Source organism: Dorea sp. AM58-8, assembly GCF_003464045.1.
Taxonomy (GTDB): domain Bacteria; phylum Bacillota; class Clostridia; order Lachnospirales; family Lachnospiraceae; genus Claveliimonas; species Claveliimonas ammoniilytica.
In genome coordinates, this window is record NZ_QSDM01000006.1 from 63,055 (window position 1) to 77,346 (window position 14,292).

A 14,292-nucleotide genomic window follows, 5' to 3' on the forward strand; every position below is an offset into this window, starting at 1 on the left:
CCTAACTCCATCGTCTCTTCTGTATCATTTCCATCGTAAGAAATACAAAAAATACGATCAGACTCAGATACAGAATGATTCCACTGACATCTAACAGGTTATTGGAGGCAATGCTGTTAAATGTATCAATCAGGTTCAGCTTGCCACAAATGGTTGAAAGCAGGTTTTCGTAAACTTCTGACTTTACTGCGTATACAATTCCATTTACTCCGAGATTCACAATCTCCAAGATCAGACATATCACCCAGTTCTGGGTCATGCGCCAGACAGCCCAGACTAACAACGACAGTAAAAATGCTATTCCAAATACATTAGCCATAGCTGACGAAGGCAGGAATCCTATGATTCCACTCCACAATTGAATAACCATTAGTATACCAAAGGTACCGATTGCCGCAATAATCTGGCTCTCTGTCAACGATGACACGAACATTCCGATTGCAATATATACACAGCCCAGCAGAAAATATACCAGAGTAGATAAGTAATCCGATAATATATAGGCCGTTCCCTGCATCTTGATCATTAAAGGAAATAACAGATATACCGCACATGGGATTCCTAAAATGGTAATCATTGCAAGGTATTTTCCCATTACGATCTGGAACAGGCTGACCGGCGCTGTCAGAAGCAATTGATCTGTCCGATTCTTACGCTCTTCCGCAAAGCTTCTCATGGTCAGTAACGGTGCTGCGATCAGCAGCATGAAGATACCGCCGGAAAGCACATAGGAAAAGTACGGATATCCGTAATTCAGATTATATGCCATAAAATATATACCTGAAAATGCAAGTAAAAATACAATGATCACATAACCGATCATGGTATTAAAATATCCTTTTAATTCACGCCTATAAATCGCTGCCATCACCTGTCACCTCCTCTTTCCCATCATCCCGAATCTCCTGTTCTGCCAGAGACGCTGTATATTTGCCCTGGGTAAGCTCCAGGAATACTTCTTCCAGTGTAGTCTGTGACAGACTGAGTGTCGTTAACGGCTGATTATTTCTCGCAAATGCGGTAAATATCTCTTCTCTGATATCCTTCGCATTCCTTGTCTCAATCTGAGCTGTTGTCATTAGATTGTTATCCTTTCGGTAATCCACTTTCTTAATTCCGGATACTTCCTTCAGAATCTCCTGTACTCTCGTCACAGGTGCTTTTGCCTGCAGTTCAATATGTCTGCTGCTCTTAAGTCTGTTCTCCAGATTCTCCGGGGTATCACTTGCCACCAGCTTACCTCTGGAAATGATCATAATGTAATCGCACACTTCACGGATCTCTGCCAGAATATGCGAACTCAATATAATCGTATGCTTCTTAGACAGCTTACGGATCAGCTCTCGAATCTCAATGATCTGCTTCGGATCCAGACCAACCGTCGGCTCATCCAGAATGATCACCTCCGGGAATCCAAGGATTGCCTGTGCAAGCCCAACTCTCTGTCTGTATCCTTTGGACAGGTTCTGGATCAGTCGATTCTCCACTTCACGGATACCCGTCATCCGAATCACGTCATTCATCTGTTTTTCACGTTCTTTTTTAGGGATCTTCTTCAGTTCGGCTGCAAACTGCAGATACTCCCGAACTGTCATATCCATATATACCGGCGGCTGTTCCGGCAGATAGCCAATACTCTTCTTTGCAAGCTCAGGCTCTTTCAGAATATCATGCCCCTGGATTAACACCTTCCCCTCGGTCGCCCCAAGATATCCTGTCATGATGTTCATGGTTGTAGACTTTCCCGCACCATTCGGTCCAAGAAGACCATAAATATGCCCCTTCTCAATACGAAAGCTCAGATGGTCCACTGCTGTATGATCGCCATACATTTTCACCAGATTCTGCACTTCAATCACAATATCTTCCTCCTCTTCAATACTCTTAAAGTATCATTGTAAAAAGAAAGTATGACGATTCATTGTAAAAAATGTGTTTTTTGTGTGTTCAGTTTGTGAAGGTAACATTACCCGCATTCATGCTAATCTCAAACTAATTGCCAAAAAATAATCATCTGAAATATCAAAAGCAGGCATCCATGCTAATACATAGATGCCTGCTTTCACAAGTTATCTTGCTGTTTATGCTGATAATACATATTTAGTCTTTAAGTCATTGCAACGATTATAATTTATGAAACCTTCCTTTTGCAGACGTCCGACAACAATTCCACACAGGATATTTTGTTTCTGAGCAAAAGAGCAAATGGATGCTTTTGAAAAATCATTCAGAGACGTAAATGCATTAAATTCTACAGTAGGAATTAATGTCTCTTTTGCGAAGTTGTCAGCAGCTTCTTCGTCTTCATCTGTTGTACCATCAGATTGATTGATATGTCCAAGCAAAATATGACCGAGTTCATGAAATAAACTAAACCAGAATTTATCTGCATCTTTGCCACGTACTGTTAATCCAACAACTATTTTATTTCCATCACAGAAAGTTGCTCCATGCAGGAAAGAACCTCCGATATGAGGAAGGAAAACAAGTGCAATACCACAACCAGATAACATCTCAATCAGTTTAGGACAAAAATCAGCAGGGTTCATTGCTGTCATGCTTCGAATTTCCGGTAGTTTCTCCTTAAGAGTTTTTAAATCAATCAATGACGTTTCAATGGCACGAGCTTCCAGTTTTGCTTTCTGTGCCCATGCTAATAGAGCGAGATTACCCTTTTCTGTTTCAGCCAATCTGCGACATGCAATTTTTGATAATTTCATATCCTTGATAATCTCAAGATTTACAACTTCAAAATATTTTCTAAGATAAATTACCTTTTCGGTTGCCTCTCTGGTTTCCGGTACCCAACCATTCTTTGACATTTCACGATAAGGTAGTTTTTTCACAAGCTCTTTATCAGAATCCATTTCGTTCTCTGCATTTGCTTTTATGAGTTTTTCGCGATAAGTAGCTTCTAATTTATTCCAAAACTTAGCAGGAACGCCTAGTACCATTCTAAACGAACTGCGACTTCCGGAGTCAACTGAACATCACCATTGATTAATTTACTAATATGTTTTTCGGACATACCCATACGTAATGCAAACTCTTTCTGGCTAAGCCTCTGTCAATCAACTGTTCTTTAATAGTTGCTCCCGGCGGTGTTGCAATAAAACTGCGACTTTTCACCATCGTAATACCACCTCCTAGTAGAATGAAAGTATAATGATAGTTTACAATTTCCATTACGTTTGCAATTAGAATTTCATTCCCTTTTCTTTCAAAAACCAGTCTGTAAGGATGAACTAAATCCATTGCGTATTGGCCTTTTCGATTGCCTTTTAATGGATGGCATCTTCCGATATGGAATTTAACCATTTCCTCAACAGTATCAGATGCAGCTATTTCGTCTATACGCTGATGGATTTTTTCAGCCATTTCTAAACCGTATTTCTTTTCTGCCTCACTTGCTAGTGTACACACCTTTTCAATCCTGCGAGACTTATATGTTATTTCCAATCTGTCACCTCTTTTGCGAATTTACCTTTGAGGTAAATCTATTATATTCTGTTCAACTATATATGTCAATAATCTCAATCAACTCAACTGGCAAAATACGTTTCATTTGTATTGCAACATTTTTTATTCAGATTACATATATACTACATCCAAACGAATTATATGTCAACATTTTCATAACCTCACGTTTTAACTCGTCACAACATAAAAAGAGAACCTGCCTTTCGGCAAAGTTCTCTCCATTTTTTCTCATGCTAATAGGTTCTGAATAATTACGCTCTTTTCATATTCTTGATGACTTTCAGTCTGGTGAATTCCTCACGCTCTTTTTCTTCCAGTGCATTATTAATATTATGAACCAGATTCGTATACATCGGAATCGTTATATTCTTCAATGCGTTGGCACGCTTCTGCGTCTTTTTAATATTTGATGCCAGACGATACGCAGAGTTCTCAACCATGGACAACTTAATCGTCAGGTCTTTCACTTCACGAAATGCCTCTCTGGCAATATCGATCGACTCGCTGGTCGTACTGAATGAGTACGTAAGGTTATTCTCTTTTTCATCATATTTCACATGCGGAATCTCAGTACCCATGATGCTTCTCGTCTGGATACGAATGGATTCCTCTATCGGCACGGTAAATGCGAGCTGCTGCACCTTGCTGATACCGTGTTCAATGTTGGCACGCTGCAGGCACGCATATGCCTTGGTAAATGTGCTGTCGATCTGCTCCTGAATCTCCTTTGCCTCATCGATCAGAGCCATCAGTTCTTTCAGAAGCACGTTACGCTTCTTATCCATCAGGTCATACCCCTGACGGGCAAGAGCCAGAGAATTCTTCGCCAGCATCAGATTTCCTTTGGTGGGAAACTCTCGTGGATCCATATCATCGACTCCTTTCCTTTATAGTGAAAAATCCGCGTGAACTCACGAACTCCGTTCGCTCATTCACGTCAAACCCGGCTATACAGGCATCATCCTGTAGATGCTCCGCATCTCCGTCTTATGCCTGTGCATCCGGGGATTTTTCACGTGGATAGTATTTTTCTATGATCTTGGTGTCGATTCGGTCGAGTTCTTCTTTCGGAAGCATTCCGAGAAGTTCCCAGCCGAGGTCAAGTGTTTCCTGAATCGTACGGTTCTCTGTCGGTCCCTGTCCTACGTAACGTTTCTCGAATTCTTTACCGAACTCCAGATATTTCTTATCCAGTGGGGACAATTCGTCTTCGCCGATTACGGATGCCAGGTTTCTTGCCTCACCTACTTTTGCGTATGCAGAGAATAGCTGGTTGGCAAGTCCCTGATGATCTTCTCTGGTGTATCCTTCACCGATACCGTCCTTCATCAGACGAGACAGTGACGGAAGTACACTGATTGGAGGGTATACACCCTGTCCGTAAAGGTTACGATCCAGTACGATCTGACCTTCAGTGATGTATCCTGTCAGGTCAGGGATCGGATGTGTGATATCATCGTTCGGCATGGTCAGGATTGGAAGCTGTGTTACCGATCCTTTGGTGCCCTCTACGATTCCGGCACGCTCATAAAGTGTTGCCAGTTCACTGTACAGATATCCCGGATATCCTTTTCTTGAAGGAATCTCTCCCTTTGAGGAAGATACCTCACGGAGTGCCTCTGCAAATGATGTCATATCTGTCAGGATAACCAGAATGTGTTTGTTGCATTCAAATGCCAGATACTCTGCAACGGTCAGTGCAACCTTCGGCGTGATCAAACGCTCTACAACCGGGTCATTTGCCAGATTCAGGAACATACACACGTGATCGGATACGCCGCTTTCCTCAAATGTCTTACGGAAGAAATCGGCTACGTCATGTTTTACGCCCATCGCAGCAAATACGATCGCGAATTCTTCATCGGAATCATCTCCCAGTGATGCCTGCTTTACAATCTGTGCCGCCAGCTGATCATGCGGAAGTCCATTGCCGGAAAAGATTGGCAGCTTCTGTCCACGGATCAGAGTGGTCAGACCATCAATTGCAGATATACCTGTACGGATATAGTTACGCGGATATTCACGGCGCACCGGATTCAGCGGCAGGCCATTGACATCTCTCTTATCCGTAGAAAGCAGTGGCCCCAGTCCATCAATCGGTACTCCGACTCCGTTAAATGTTCTTCCCAGCATATCCGGTGACACTGCCACTTCCATCGGGTGTCCGGATAATTTGGTATGTGTATTTACCAGGGACATATTCTCGGTTCCTTCAAATACCTGGATGACAGCTCTGCCTTCATACAGTTCAATAATACGTCCCATTTTCTTTTTATTACCATCTACAACGAACTCTACGATCTCATCATAGAATGCGTCCTGAAGTCCTTCCAGAACTACGAGAGGTCCGTTGATATTACTTAAGCCAAGATATTCGATTGCCATTATCCTCTCTCCTTTCTATGCGTTCTTTGCTAATACGTTATTGTAGAATTCATCAATCTTCGTCTTATAGGTATCCAAAAGCTGAAGATTATCGTTTGGTACATCGTACTTGATAGCGATAACTTTCTCAAAGATGCCTTCTGCTTTCAGTACTGACATCGGATGTCCCATTGCCACCAGCTTACGGCTGGTCTTATAAAGATACAGGATAACATCCATCATCTTAAACTGCTTTTCCAGTGACACACAGGTATCGTCTTTATGGAAGGCATTCTGCTGCAGGAATCCCAGACGGATTACCTTTGCAATCTCCAGGATCAGCTTCTGATCATCCGGAAGTACATCCGCACCGATCAGTTTAACAATCTCCATCAGACTGTTCTCCTGCCCAAGCAAAGACATTAATCTGTTTCTATAGTCCACAAATTTTGGCGATACATTATCCGTATACCATCCGCTAAGGTCTGTCAGATATTCACTGTAACTGGTCAGCCAGTGAATTGCCGGGAAATGTCTCGCATATGCCAGAGACTTGTCCAGTCCCCAGAAGCAGCGGACAAATCGTTTGGTATTCTGTGTAACAGGCTCAGAGAAATCACCACCCTGTGGGGATACCGCACCGATAATAGATACAGAGCCTGTAGCACCGCCCAGTGTCTGCATCATTCCGGCTCTCTCGTAGAATGCTGACAGACGAGATGCCAGATATGCCGGGAAACCTTCCTCAGCCGGCATCTCTTCCAGACGTCCGGATAACTCTCTTAATGCTTCTGCCCAACGCGATGTAGAATCTGCCATGATCGCTACGTCATAACCCATATCACGGTAATACTCAGCCAGTGTAAGACCTGTATAAATTGATGCCTCTCTGGCAGCTACCGGCATGTTAGATGTATTCGCGATCAGTGTCGTACGATCCATCAGCGGATTACCGGATTTCGGATCGACAAGTTCACCAAACTCTTCCAATACCTGTGTCATCTCATTACCACGCTCACCGCATCCGATATAAATGATGATATCCGCATCGGACCACTTTGCGATCTGATGCTGCGTCATGGTTTTACCGGTTCCGAATCCCCCTGGGATTGCTGCCGTTCCGCCCTTTGCGATTGGGAACATCGTATCCAGAATACGCTGTCCGGTTACCAGCGGTACGCTTGCCGGATATCTCTGATGCACCGGTCTTGCTACTCGGATCGGCCATTTCTGTGTCATAGTCAGTTCCTGAATATCCCCATTAGAACGCTGGATCTTTACCAGCACTTCATCAATGGTGTAATCTCCATCTGGAACGACGTCTACTACTTTTGCTACTTCAACCTCCGGCGGCACCATACATTTGTGTACAATTGCGCGGGTCTCCGGCACTTCTGCAATTACAGATCCGCCGTGTACTACATCACCCTTTTTTACCGTCAGATGAGTCTTCCATTTCTTTTCTCTATCCAGGGAATCAACCGATACACCTCTGGTAATAAATGCACCACCCTTATCAGCGATACGTTCCAGCGGTCTCTCAATTCCGTCAAAAATATTATCCAGGATACCAGGTGCCAGCGTTACTGACACCGGTGCTCCGGATGCTTCTACGATCTCTCCCGGACGAAGTCCTGAAGTTTCCTCATATACCTGAATGGTCGTACGTTCTTTGTCCAGTGCAATAACCTCACCTACCAGACGCTGTTCACCTACATATACCATTTCAGACATCTTAAAATCACTTTTTCCTTGCAGGTAGATTACAGGACCATTGACGCCGTAGATAACTCCTGTCCTTTTCTTATCCAATGCCCGTACCTCCTCTAAACATAAAATCCTGGAATTCTTCTTCCAATGCTCCTTTGTACGCATGGTCAATCAGCACATTCCGGCCTTTTACCACCGCTCTCACACCACCGACAAAATTCTCTTTGCTGACTGTAAGCGTCATTCCTGTGCGTTCCTCCAGCCATTCCTTTTTGTCTGCGTCTGACGGGTTAATATAGATCTTGAGATCTTCCCCATTTGTGAATCGTGCCGCTTTCTCGATATATGCTACCAGAAGTTCTTTATACTCATCCGTCTTCATGAACTCCTGTAATTCTTTCAGCACTTCCTGAAACAGTTCCTGCTTCAGTTCTTTCTGACGTTTGCCATACTCACGCTTCAATTCCAACTGTGCCTTAGATACAGCCATATTCTGCTGCTGTCTGGCACTGACTGTTTCTGCCTTGATCCGCACATCTGACTGACGGTTGGCCTCGCCTTTGTGCTGATTCAATACATTCGTCAGAGTCTGTTCATGCTGTTTTACAATCGCGTTCGCCTTTGCTCTTGCTTCTTCCATAGCAGCTTCCTGCAAATGCGCTACTCTCTCGTCTATCGTCAAGCTTCTCACCTTCTTCTCTATAATTTCAGTCCAATCGCCTCATTTACATAGGATGTGATAAAGTCTTTTTTACGTCCGGTTCCGTGTCTGTCAGGAATCTCGATCAGAAGCGGCATCGTTCTCTTCAGCTTAATCTCATCAATCAGCTCCGGAAATTCTCGTCCGAAACGCTCTGTCAAAAGTACAATGCCTACATCCGGATCTTCCATAGCAGTCTCAATCGCGTTACGTAGTTCTTCTTTTTCATGGACAACCACGCCATCTACGCCCGCTAACCGCATTCCTGTCAGAGTATCCACATTATCACTGATCAGATACATCCTCATCTTACAATTTACCAAGGATCATGAAGGAGATGATCAGTCCATACAGACACACACCTTCCGCCAGACCTACGAAAATAAGAGATTTACCAAGTGCGCTGGAGTCTTCACTGATTGCTCCCAGTGCTGCGCTTGCTGCACTTGCTACTGCGATACCACCGCCGACACAAGATAAACCGGTTGAAAGTGCTGCTGCAAGGTATCCAAATCCTGTTGCGCTGCTTGCTGCTGTACCAGCTGCCTCTGCTGCCTGTGCAGGCATTCCTGAGAACAGCATGATTCCAGCTACGACAAATGCTCCGAAGAAGAAGAATGCATTTGCTCCGATCGTACGTTTATAACGTTTTTTTGATTTCTCTCCCAGAAGAAATGTTCCGAATGGGATGATGATGCCAAGCACCAAAGCTGCGATAAGTAATAATTTTACTGCTAATGTCATTGTAATAGTCCTCCTTGTCTTAAGTCATATGATTATTTTGTGTTTATTTGGTTAAATGGTTTGAATTCTCGTCCGCTTCCCTTATAGAACCGGCTGAACATCTCATAGTATTCAAGCCTCAGTACCTGAATACCTACAACCAAACCTTCCAGTAACATTACGATTGCATTACCGATTACAATTCCGATCCAGTTCGGGCTTCCATTCTCAGCGCCTGAAAGCATCAGTACTACCTGCATGATTGCTGCATGACTGACTGCAAATGCTCCGATACGCACATAGGACAGCGTATTGGAAAAGTAACTAAGCATCGTCTCGAATAATTCAAAAAATCCCTGTACCAGAAACATCCCTTTGCCGACTTCCATTTTCTTATGTCTCTTCTCGACAATATTACCAAGAGGTTCTTTGAACAGGAACAGCAATATTGGAATCCCCAGGAAAATTACCATTAATATATTACCTGGTGTCTTGTGACCTGTCATATAAAGCACGATCGTCATTACGATAAATGCATAAAATACCAGTCCCGCAATACCATTATGAGAGAACAACATATCTTCCAGATCATGCGCTTTTGCTGCATTGATAATCTGGAACAGCATTACCAGTAAGTTGAGTCCCATACCAAATGCAATTGCTACAATAAATACGGTATTCAGCTGACCGATAAACGGTAAGTTGGTCATCGCGTCTACCGGCTTCAACCACACAGCCGGTATCACATTTTCGAATCCAAATACACTTCCATACATAACTCCAAAGAACATTGAGAATACTCCGGCAACGGAAATAATGCCTGCCAGATTCATTTTCTTCTTCAGGTACAGGATGCCGCCCACGATAAAGAGCAATGCCCCCTGTCCGAGATCTCCGAACATGGCTCCGAATATCAGTGTGTATGTGAGTGCCACAAACATGGTCGGATCCATCTCATTAGCCGCCGGAAGCCCATACATCTCAATGAACATCTGAAACGGTTTGAAGAATTTCGGATTCTTGAGCTTGGTCGGTGGCTCTCCAAAGAACTTTTCTTTATTCTCCTCAACCACTGCCATAACCCTGTCATCGTCATTAATCTCTTTCAGGAACTGCTCTATATCCGCTTCGCTCATCCATCCACAGATCACATAATGACCGTCTTTGTTTTCTTCATCCTCGATGATCGCTGCCTTTTTACGAATGTCAAAGTATTCTGCCAGCTCTGTCAGTCTCTGTTTTGCTCCCAGAAGTTTGGATGCACTACTGCTCATCAGGCTTGCTTCCTTTTCATCAACCTCAGCAATCTCCTGGTCTGTCTTTTCAATCTCCTTCTGTACTGTCATCCAGATCTCTTCTGGAGTACCTTCTTTATATTCATTGGTTAGATGGATTCGTTCAAAATGCAGTGAATTAAAAAGTGCATCCACTTTCGCTTTGTCTTTGTTGGCTGTAATGTATCCGCCATAGACATAACTGTCATTTCTTGATCCTTCCAGAAATACTGCATCCAGATCTTCAAATAAGTACTTCTCAAGTCTTCCGTAGTAGTCCAACCCAATTCTGCCAAAACGTATCTTTAGAAACTGATAAGTGGACACATGTCCCAAATCAATTTCTAATGATCGGAATGGTTCCAGTGCATTTGCAGTTTCTTTCAGTTCACCTGCTTTTTTCTTTAATCGTTCCCTTTTCTCCTGAAAATCCACGTAATCGTGATTAATATCACGTAAGAGTCCCATCATCTCATCTCTGCTCAGAGATGTATCCGGTGAAGCCTGCGTATTACCAAGTAATGCACAGAACTGCTCCGCTTTTCCTAACGGATCACGATACGGATTCACTTCGATGAAGGGCTGCAGATTGTCCGTCGTCTTCAGTTCAGCGATAGCACTCTCCAGCTGCATTTCATGTCTGGACAGATACTTATTGCACATTCTGTCGATATCCGATTGCGGACCGCTGATCTGCAGGAATTTCATCTTTACTATCATTTCTTAGCACCTCCTATGTACCCCAAAGTCTCCCTCGGTGTCAGGCCGTAGCGGATACACTCAAGGGCTGTAGTCAGTCTGTTGATCTCCTCTTCCTTCAGGAACAGATAGGTATTCACTGTTGCCAGCGAATATGGATTCCTTCTGCGGTCTGACAGATACATGCCATGGATACATGCCTTATAGAACTGCTCTATACCTCGGATCTCTGCATCGCATGGAAGCGATTCTCATAATATGTATTTGCCAGAAGTTGCATAAACTGATCTACAGTCGGCGCTTCAACCAGCGCCTTAAATTCATCTATCTTAATCCGATAATGGATTGGTATGGTCATCAGATAAATGTCCGGTGGAAGCATATGATAATACTTCTTCGCACGGTAGATCCAGTTCAGATTCAGCAGATCAATCTTCATCCCACAGTCTCTGGTGTAGATCTCCTTTTCCTTTTTATCCAGGACCTTACGCTGTCTGGTCCACGCATTTTTAAAATAATACTGTTCCAGTACAGTTTCGTAGTCATACAATGTCGCTTCGCTGGTATCCTTCAATTTCACCAGCGGCTCATAGTATTCGGTACCTTTCAGGTTCTCCACCAGTTCCTCAATATTGCCGGATGTTACCAGCTTATCGATGGAAATCTGCGAATACCTGTCAAAATACTCTTTCTTGTAATTCAAATCAAACGGTACATCATAATGATTGAATACGATCCGGAAACAATAATTAATCAAATCTATTTCATACCGTTTCCAGAATCCTCTCATAAACTGCTTCTGTTTCATACCCGCAAATCGATACAATCTTGTATAATCTGCGTACAATGACTGTGCCAGCACTTTTTCCACATTACCCCTGTGATACAGTGTATCATCCATCCGGTTCAGTGCATCCGCATACGCGGGTTTTCCTTTCAGATATTCCACTGCTTCCGGAACGCTGTGAAGTGCGGCAATGTTCTCAAAATCCTGATCTGTCAGAAGTTTTGCCTGCATAGCCCGTACTTTTGTAACCAGACCACTGTATGCCATCACATTTCCCATAGTCTCACCTCTGTGTTATACCTCTATGATACGCTCCAGAATCTCTTTTACATAAGCCTTGCGATTCTGATTATAATCATTTTCCAGATTATCGATAACGGAATGATGTCGTTCCTTCTCTTCTTTCAGGATCTGCTCCATCTTCTTCTCAGATTCTTGTTTGATCTGATCCAGCTTCTGCTTCGTATCTTCTGCCAGTTTCGCATCGAACTGGTCCCGTTCTTCCTGCAACCGCTTCTCAATCACAGCTTTTTCTTCTTCTGCGTGCTCCACGATCGCTTCTGCTGTCATTTCTATATCTTCCAGCTTTTGAAATACAGAATCCATATGGCACCTCCATTCTTTTTACATTATCGGATAAGTCTTTTATCTAATTGGATATTATGCGCTCTTTTATTTTTCAATGCAATCGTCATTTTCAACAAAAGACTATCATTAATTCTATGAAAAATAGTACAAAACCTACTTTTCCAAATACTTGATAAATAGCTCCGCAGCCCAGCTTTTTCCCACACCTTTATCCCATACCATCTGGATATCCCGGGGCGGCATCTTCATATCCACATCAATCTGCACCAGCTCTTTTTTTTCTAATAATGGCTCTGCCAGTACTTCTGGCACGAACCCTATCCCTAGGTCATTTTGTATCAACGGCAGCATCAGATTGGCCGTCGCTACTTCCATATCCAGTTCATAATCGATCTTCGCCTCTGAAAAAACTGCCTTGTATAATTCATAAGTTGCTGTTCCATTACCCAGTCCGATCAGAGGATAACTACATAACTCCTTGAGTGTCTTCCTGCTCTCTGCAAGTTCTGCATAAGTGCTGCCACCTACCAGGATCTCATGAAATTCCGTCATCTTCCTGCTGGTTAATTTCTCGGATACAGAAAATGGATTGGTAATAAACGCAATATCAGTCTTACCGCCATTCAGATCATCAATCACCTCCGGTGTCGTATTGTTACGGATCTTAATCTTAATCTCCGGATAGCTCTTCTTAAATTCACAGATCTTATCCATCAGATACAAGTGAAGTGCTGTCTCTGTCACTCCTATCTCGATCGTCCCTCCCAGCTCTTCGCCCAGACTGCTGAGTTCCGCCTCTGCATTAAACAAATGCTGACACGCCACCTCTACATGTTCATACAGACGTTTTCCTTCTTCTGTAAGCTTCAGACCTCTCGGTTCACGGATAAATAATGTGCAGTTAAGCTGTGATTCCAGAAGCTTAATTACTCTCGTTACATTGGGCTGATTGCTTTTCAGTACACCTGCTGCTTTCGTAATATTCTTATACTTCGCTACATAGTAAAATATCTTATAGTACTCAAAATTAATATCCATATAAATTTTATATTCCTCACATATAATATATATATTTTTAGTATTTCTTTAAAAGTAGTATAATCCACATCGTAAAGAAAGTAAACAGGTGATCTCATGAGAAAATCAAAAAAACAAATGTCCGAGTCTTTCCGGACCGCTGCATTCCTGTCAGTGTCCGGTGGTCTGCAGGATGCTTATACTTATATATTCAGAGATAAGGTCTTCGCGAATGCGCAGACCGGTAACATTGTGCTCTTAAGTCAGTGCATTGCAAACCGTGACTTAGAATTATCCATTCACTATATTGTACCTTTATTATTTTTCGCAGTCGGTATCGCTGTGGCCGAGATAATCCACGGCAAATTCAAAGAAGCCAGACGCCTTCACTGGCGGCAGCTGGTTTTGATTATTGAAATTGCATTACTATTTATTGTCGGATTCCTTCCTGAGAAATGGAATCTTCTTGCCAATGCGATGGTATCCTTTTCCTGTGCAATGCAGGTACAGGCATTCCGCAAGGTGAACGGTTATGCCTTTGCCAGCACCATGTGTATCGGTAATCTCCGAAGCTGTGTAGAATCGCTGTGTGCATATGGAAGAACCCGTGACAAACACATACTTCAGAAAGCTTTCAGCTATCTTGGTATCATTATATTGTTTGCAGTAGGCGCAGCACTTGGCGGTCACTTTATTCCGGTTATTGCTGCACGTACAATATGGATTTCCTGTGGACTTCTGATTGTAAGCTTTCTGTTCATGTTTATCAGGGAAGAAGTGGAAGAACATCCGGAACTTTTGGCAGACGAGAAGGCAATCAAAGAAAGCTTTCATAATATAAAGGAAGAAACATTAGACGTTACGCACATTCTGGAAGACGACATCAAATCATCCAGAAAAGACAAATAAATATTAGATTGTCAAGTCCCATATGCAAAGAAGCGAGAGGT

The 14,292-nt window shown here is 43.0% G+C and carries 15 protein-coding genes and 1 pseudogene; 1 reads left to right on the forward strand and 15 read right to left on the reverse strand.

The window, feature by feature from the left end:
- Position 1: 1 nt before the first annotated feature.
- From DXA18_RS06485 to DXA18_RS06550, 15 genes and pseudogenes are all read right to left on the reverse strand, one after another.
- Complete coding sequence (locus tag DXA18_RS06485) at positions 2-868, reverse strand: ABC transporter permease (RefSeq protein WP_118383208.1); 867 nt, start codon at positions 866-868, stop codon at positions 2-4.
- Positions 852-1,859, reverse strand: a complete 1,008-nt coding sequence (locus DXA18_RS06490) for an ABC transporter ATP-binding protein (protein ID WP_118383209.1) — start codon at positions 1,857-1,859, stop codon at positions 852-854. Before DXA18_RS06490 ends, DXA18_RS06485 begins: the two co-directional genes overlap by 17 nt.
- 222 nt (positions 1,860-2,081) lie before the next feature.
- Positions 2,082-2,954, reverse strand: coding sequence for an ImmA/IrrE family metallo-endopeptidase (locus tag DXA18_RS06495; RefSeq protein ID WP_330424441.1), 873 nt, complete (start codon positions 2,952-2,954; stop codon positions 2,082-2,084).
- Positions 2,945-3,034 carry a hypothetical protein gene (locus DXA18_RS17600; RefSeq protein WP_442873205.1) on the reverse strand — a complete coding sequence of 30 codons (90 nt, stop codon included), beginning with the start codon at positions 3,032-3,034 and terminating at the stop codon, positions 2,945-2,947. The genes DXA18_RS06495 and DXA18_RS17600 overlap by 10 nt, the downstream gene beginning before the upstream one ends.
- Complete coding sequence (locus tag DXA18_RS16720; protein ID WP_330424442.1) at positions 3,001-3,459, reverse strand: type II toxin-antitoxin system RelE/ParE family toxin; 459 nt, start codon at positions 3,457-3,459, stop codon at positions 3,001-3,003. Before DXA18_RS16720 ends, DXA18_RS17600 begins: the two co-directional genes overlap by 34 nt.
- Before the next feature lie 272 nt (positions 3,460-3,731).
- Complete coding sequence (locus DXA18_RS06505; protein WP_118383210.1) at positions 3,732-4,349, reverse strand: V-type ATP synthase subunit D; 618 nt, start codon at positions 4,347-4,349, stop codon at positions 3,732-3,734.
- A gap of 118 nt (positions 4,350-4,467) precedes the next feature.
- Positions 4,468-5,865 carry a V-type ATP synthase subunit B gene (locus DXA18_RS06510; RefSeq protein WP_118383211.1) on the reverse strand — a complete coding sequence of 466 codons (1,398 nt, stop codon included), beginning with the start codon at positions 5,863-5,865 and terminating at the stop codon, positions 4,468-4,470.
- A gap of 15 nt (positions 5,866-5,880) precedes the next feature.
- Entirely contained in the window at positions 5,881-7,656 is a 1,776-nt protein-coding gene (locus tag DXA18_RS06515) for a V-type ATP synthase subunit A (RefSeq protein WP_243007055.1), read from the reverse strand.
- Entirely contained in the window at positions 7,649-8,236 is a 588-nt protein-coding gene (locus DXA18_RS06520) for a V-type ATP synthase subunit E (RefSeq protein WP_118383213.1), read from the reverse strand. The genes DXA18_RS06515 and DXA18_RS06520 overlap by 8 nt, the downstream gene beginning before the upstream one ends.
- Positions 8,237-8,253: 17 nt before the next feature.
- Positions 8,254-8,562, reverse strand: coding sequence for a V-type ATP synthase subunit F (locus tag DXA18_RS06525; protein ID WP_118383214.1), 309 nt, complete (start codon positions 8,560-8,562; stop codon positions 8,254-8,256).
- 1 nt (position 8,563) lies between these two features.
- The gene (locus DXA18_RS06530) at positions 8,564-8,998 is read right to left on the reverse strand and encodes an ATP synthase subunit C (protein WP_118383215.1); all 435 of its coding nucleotides are present in this window, start codon (positions 8,996-8,998) and stop codon (positions 8,564-8,566) included.
- A gap of 32 nt (positions 8,999-9,030) precedes the next feature.
- The gene (locus DXA18_RS06535) at positions 9,031-10,971 is read right to left on the reverse strand and encodes a V-type ATP synthase subunit I (protein WP_118383216.1); all 1,941 of its coding nucleotides are present in this window, start codon (positions 10,969-10,971) and stop codon (positions 9,031-9,033) included.
- Positions 10,968-12,016, reverse strand: a pseudogene (locus tag DXA18_RS06540) (V0D/AC39 family V-type ATPase subunit). The gene DXA18_RS06535 and the pseudogene DXA18_RS06540 overlap by 4 nt, the downstream one beginning before the upstream one ends.
- Before the next feature lie 15 nt (positions 12,017-12,031).
- Complete coding sequence (locus DXA18_RS06545) at positions 12,032-12,343, reverse strand: hypothetical protein (RefSeq protein ID WP_118383217.1); 312 nt, start codon at positions 12,341-12,343, stop codon at positions 12,032-12,034.
- A gap of 135 nt (positions 12,344-12,478) precedes the next feature.
- Positions 12,479-13,363 carry a LysR family transcriptional regulator gene (locus DXA18_RS06550; RefSeq protein WP_118383218.1) on the reverse strand — a complete coding sequence of 295 codons (885 nt, stop codon included), beginning with the start codon at positions 13,361-13,363 and terminating at the stop codon, positions 12,479-12,481.
- A 96-nt stretch (positions 13,364-13,459) separates the two neighbouring features.
- On the opposite strand from DXA18_RS06550, the gene DXA18_RS06555 reads away from it, so the two are divergent.
- Positions 13,460-14,251, forward strand: coding sequence for a YoaK family protein (locus DXA18_RS06555; RefSeq protein ID WP_243007056.1), 792 nt, complete (start codon positions 13,460-13,462; stop codon positions 14,249-14,251).
- Positions 14,252-14,292: the final 41 nt, after the last annotated feature.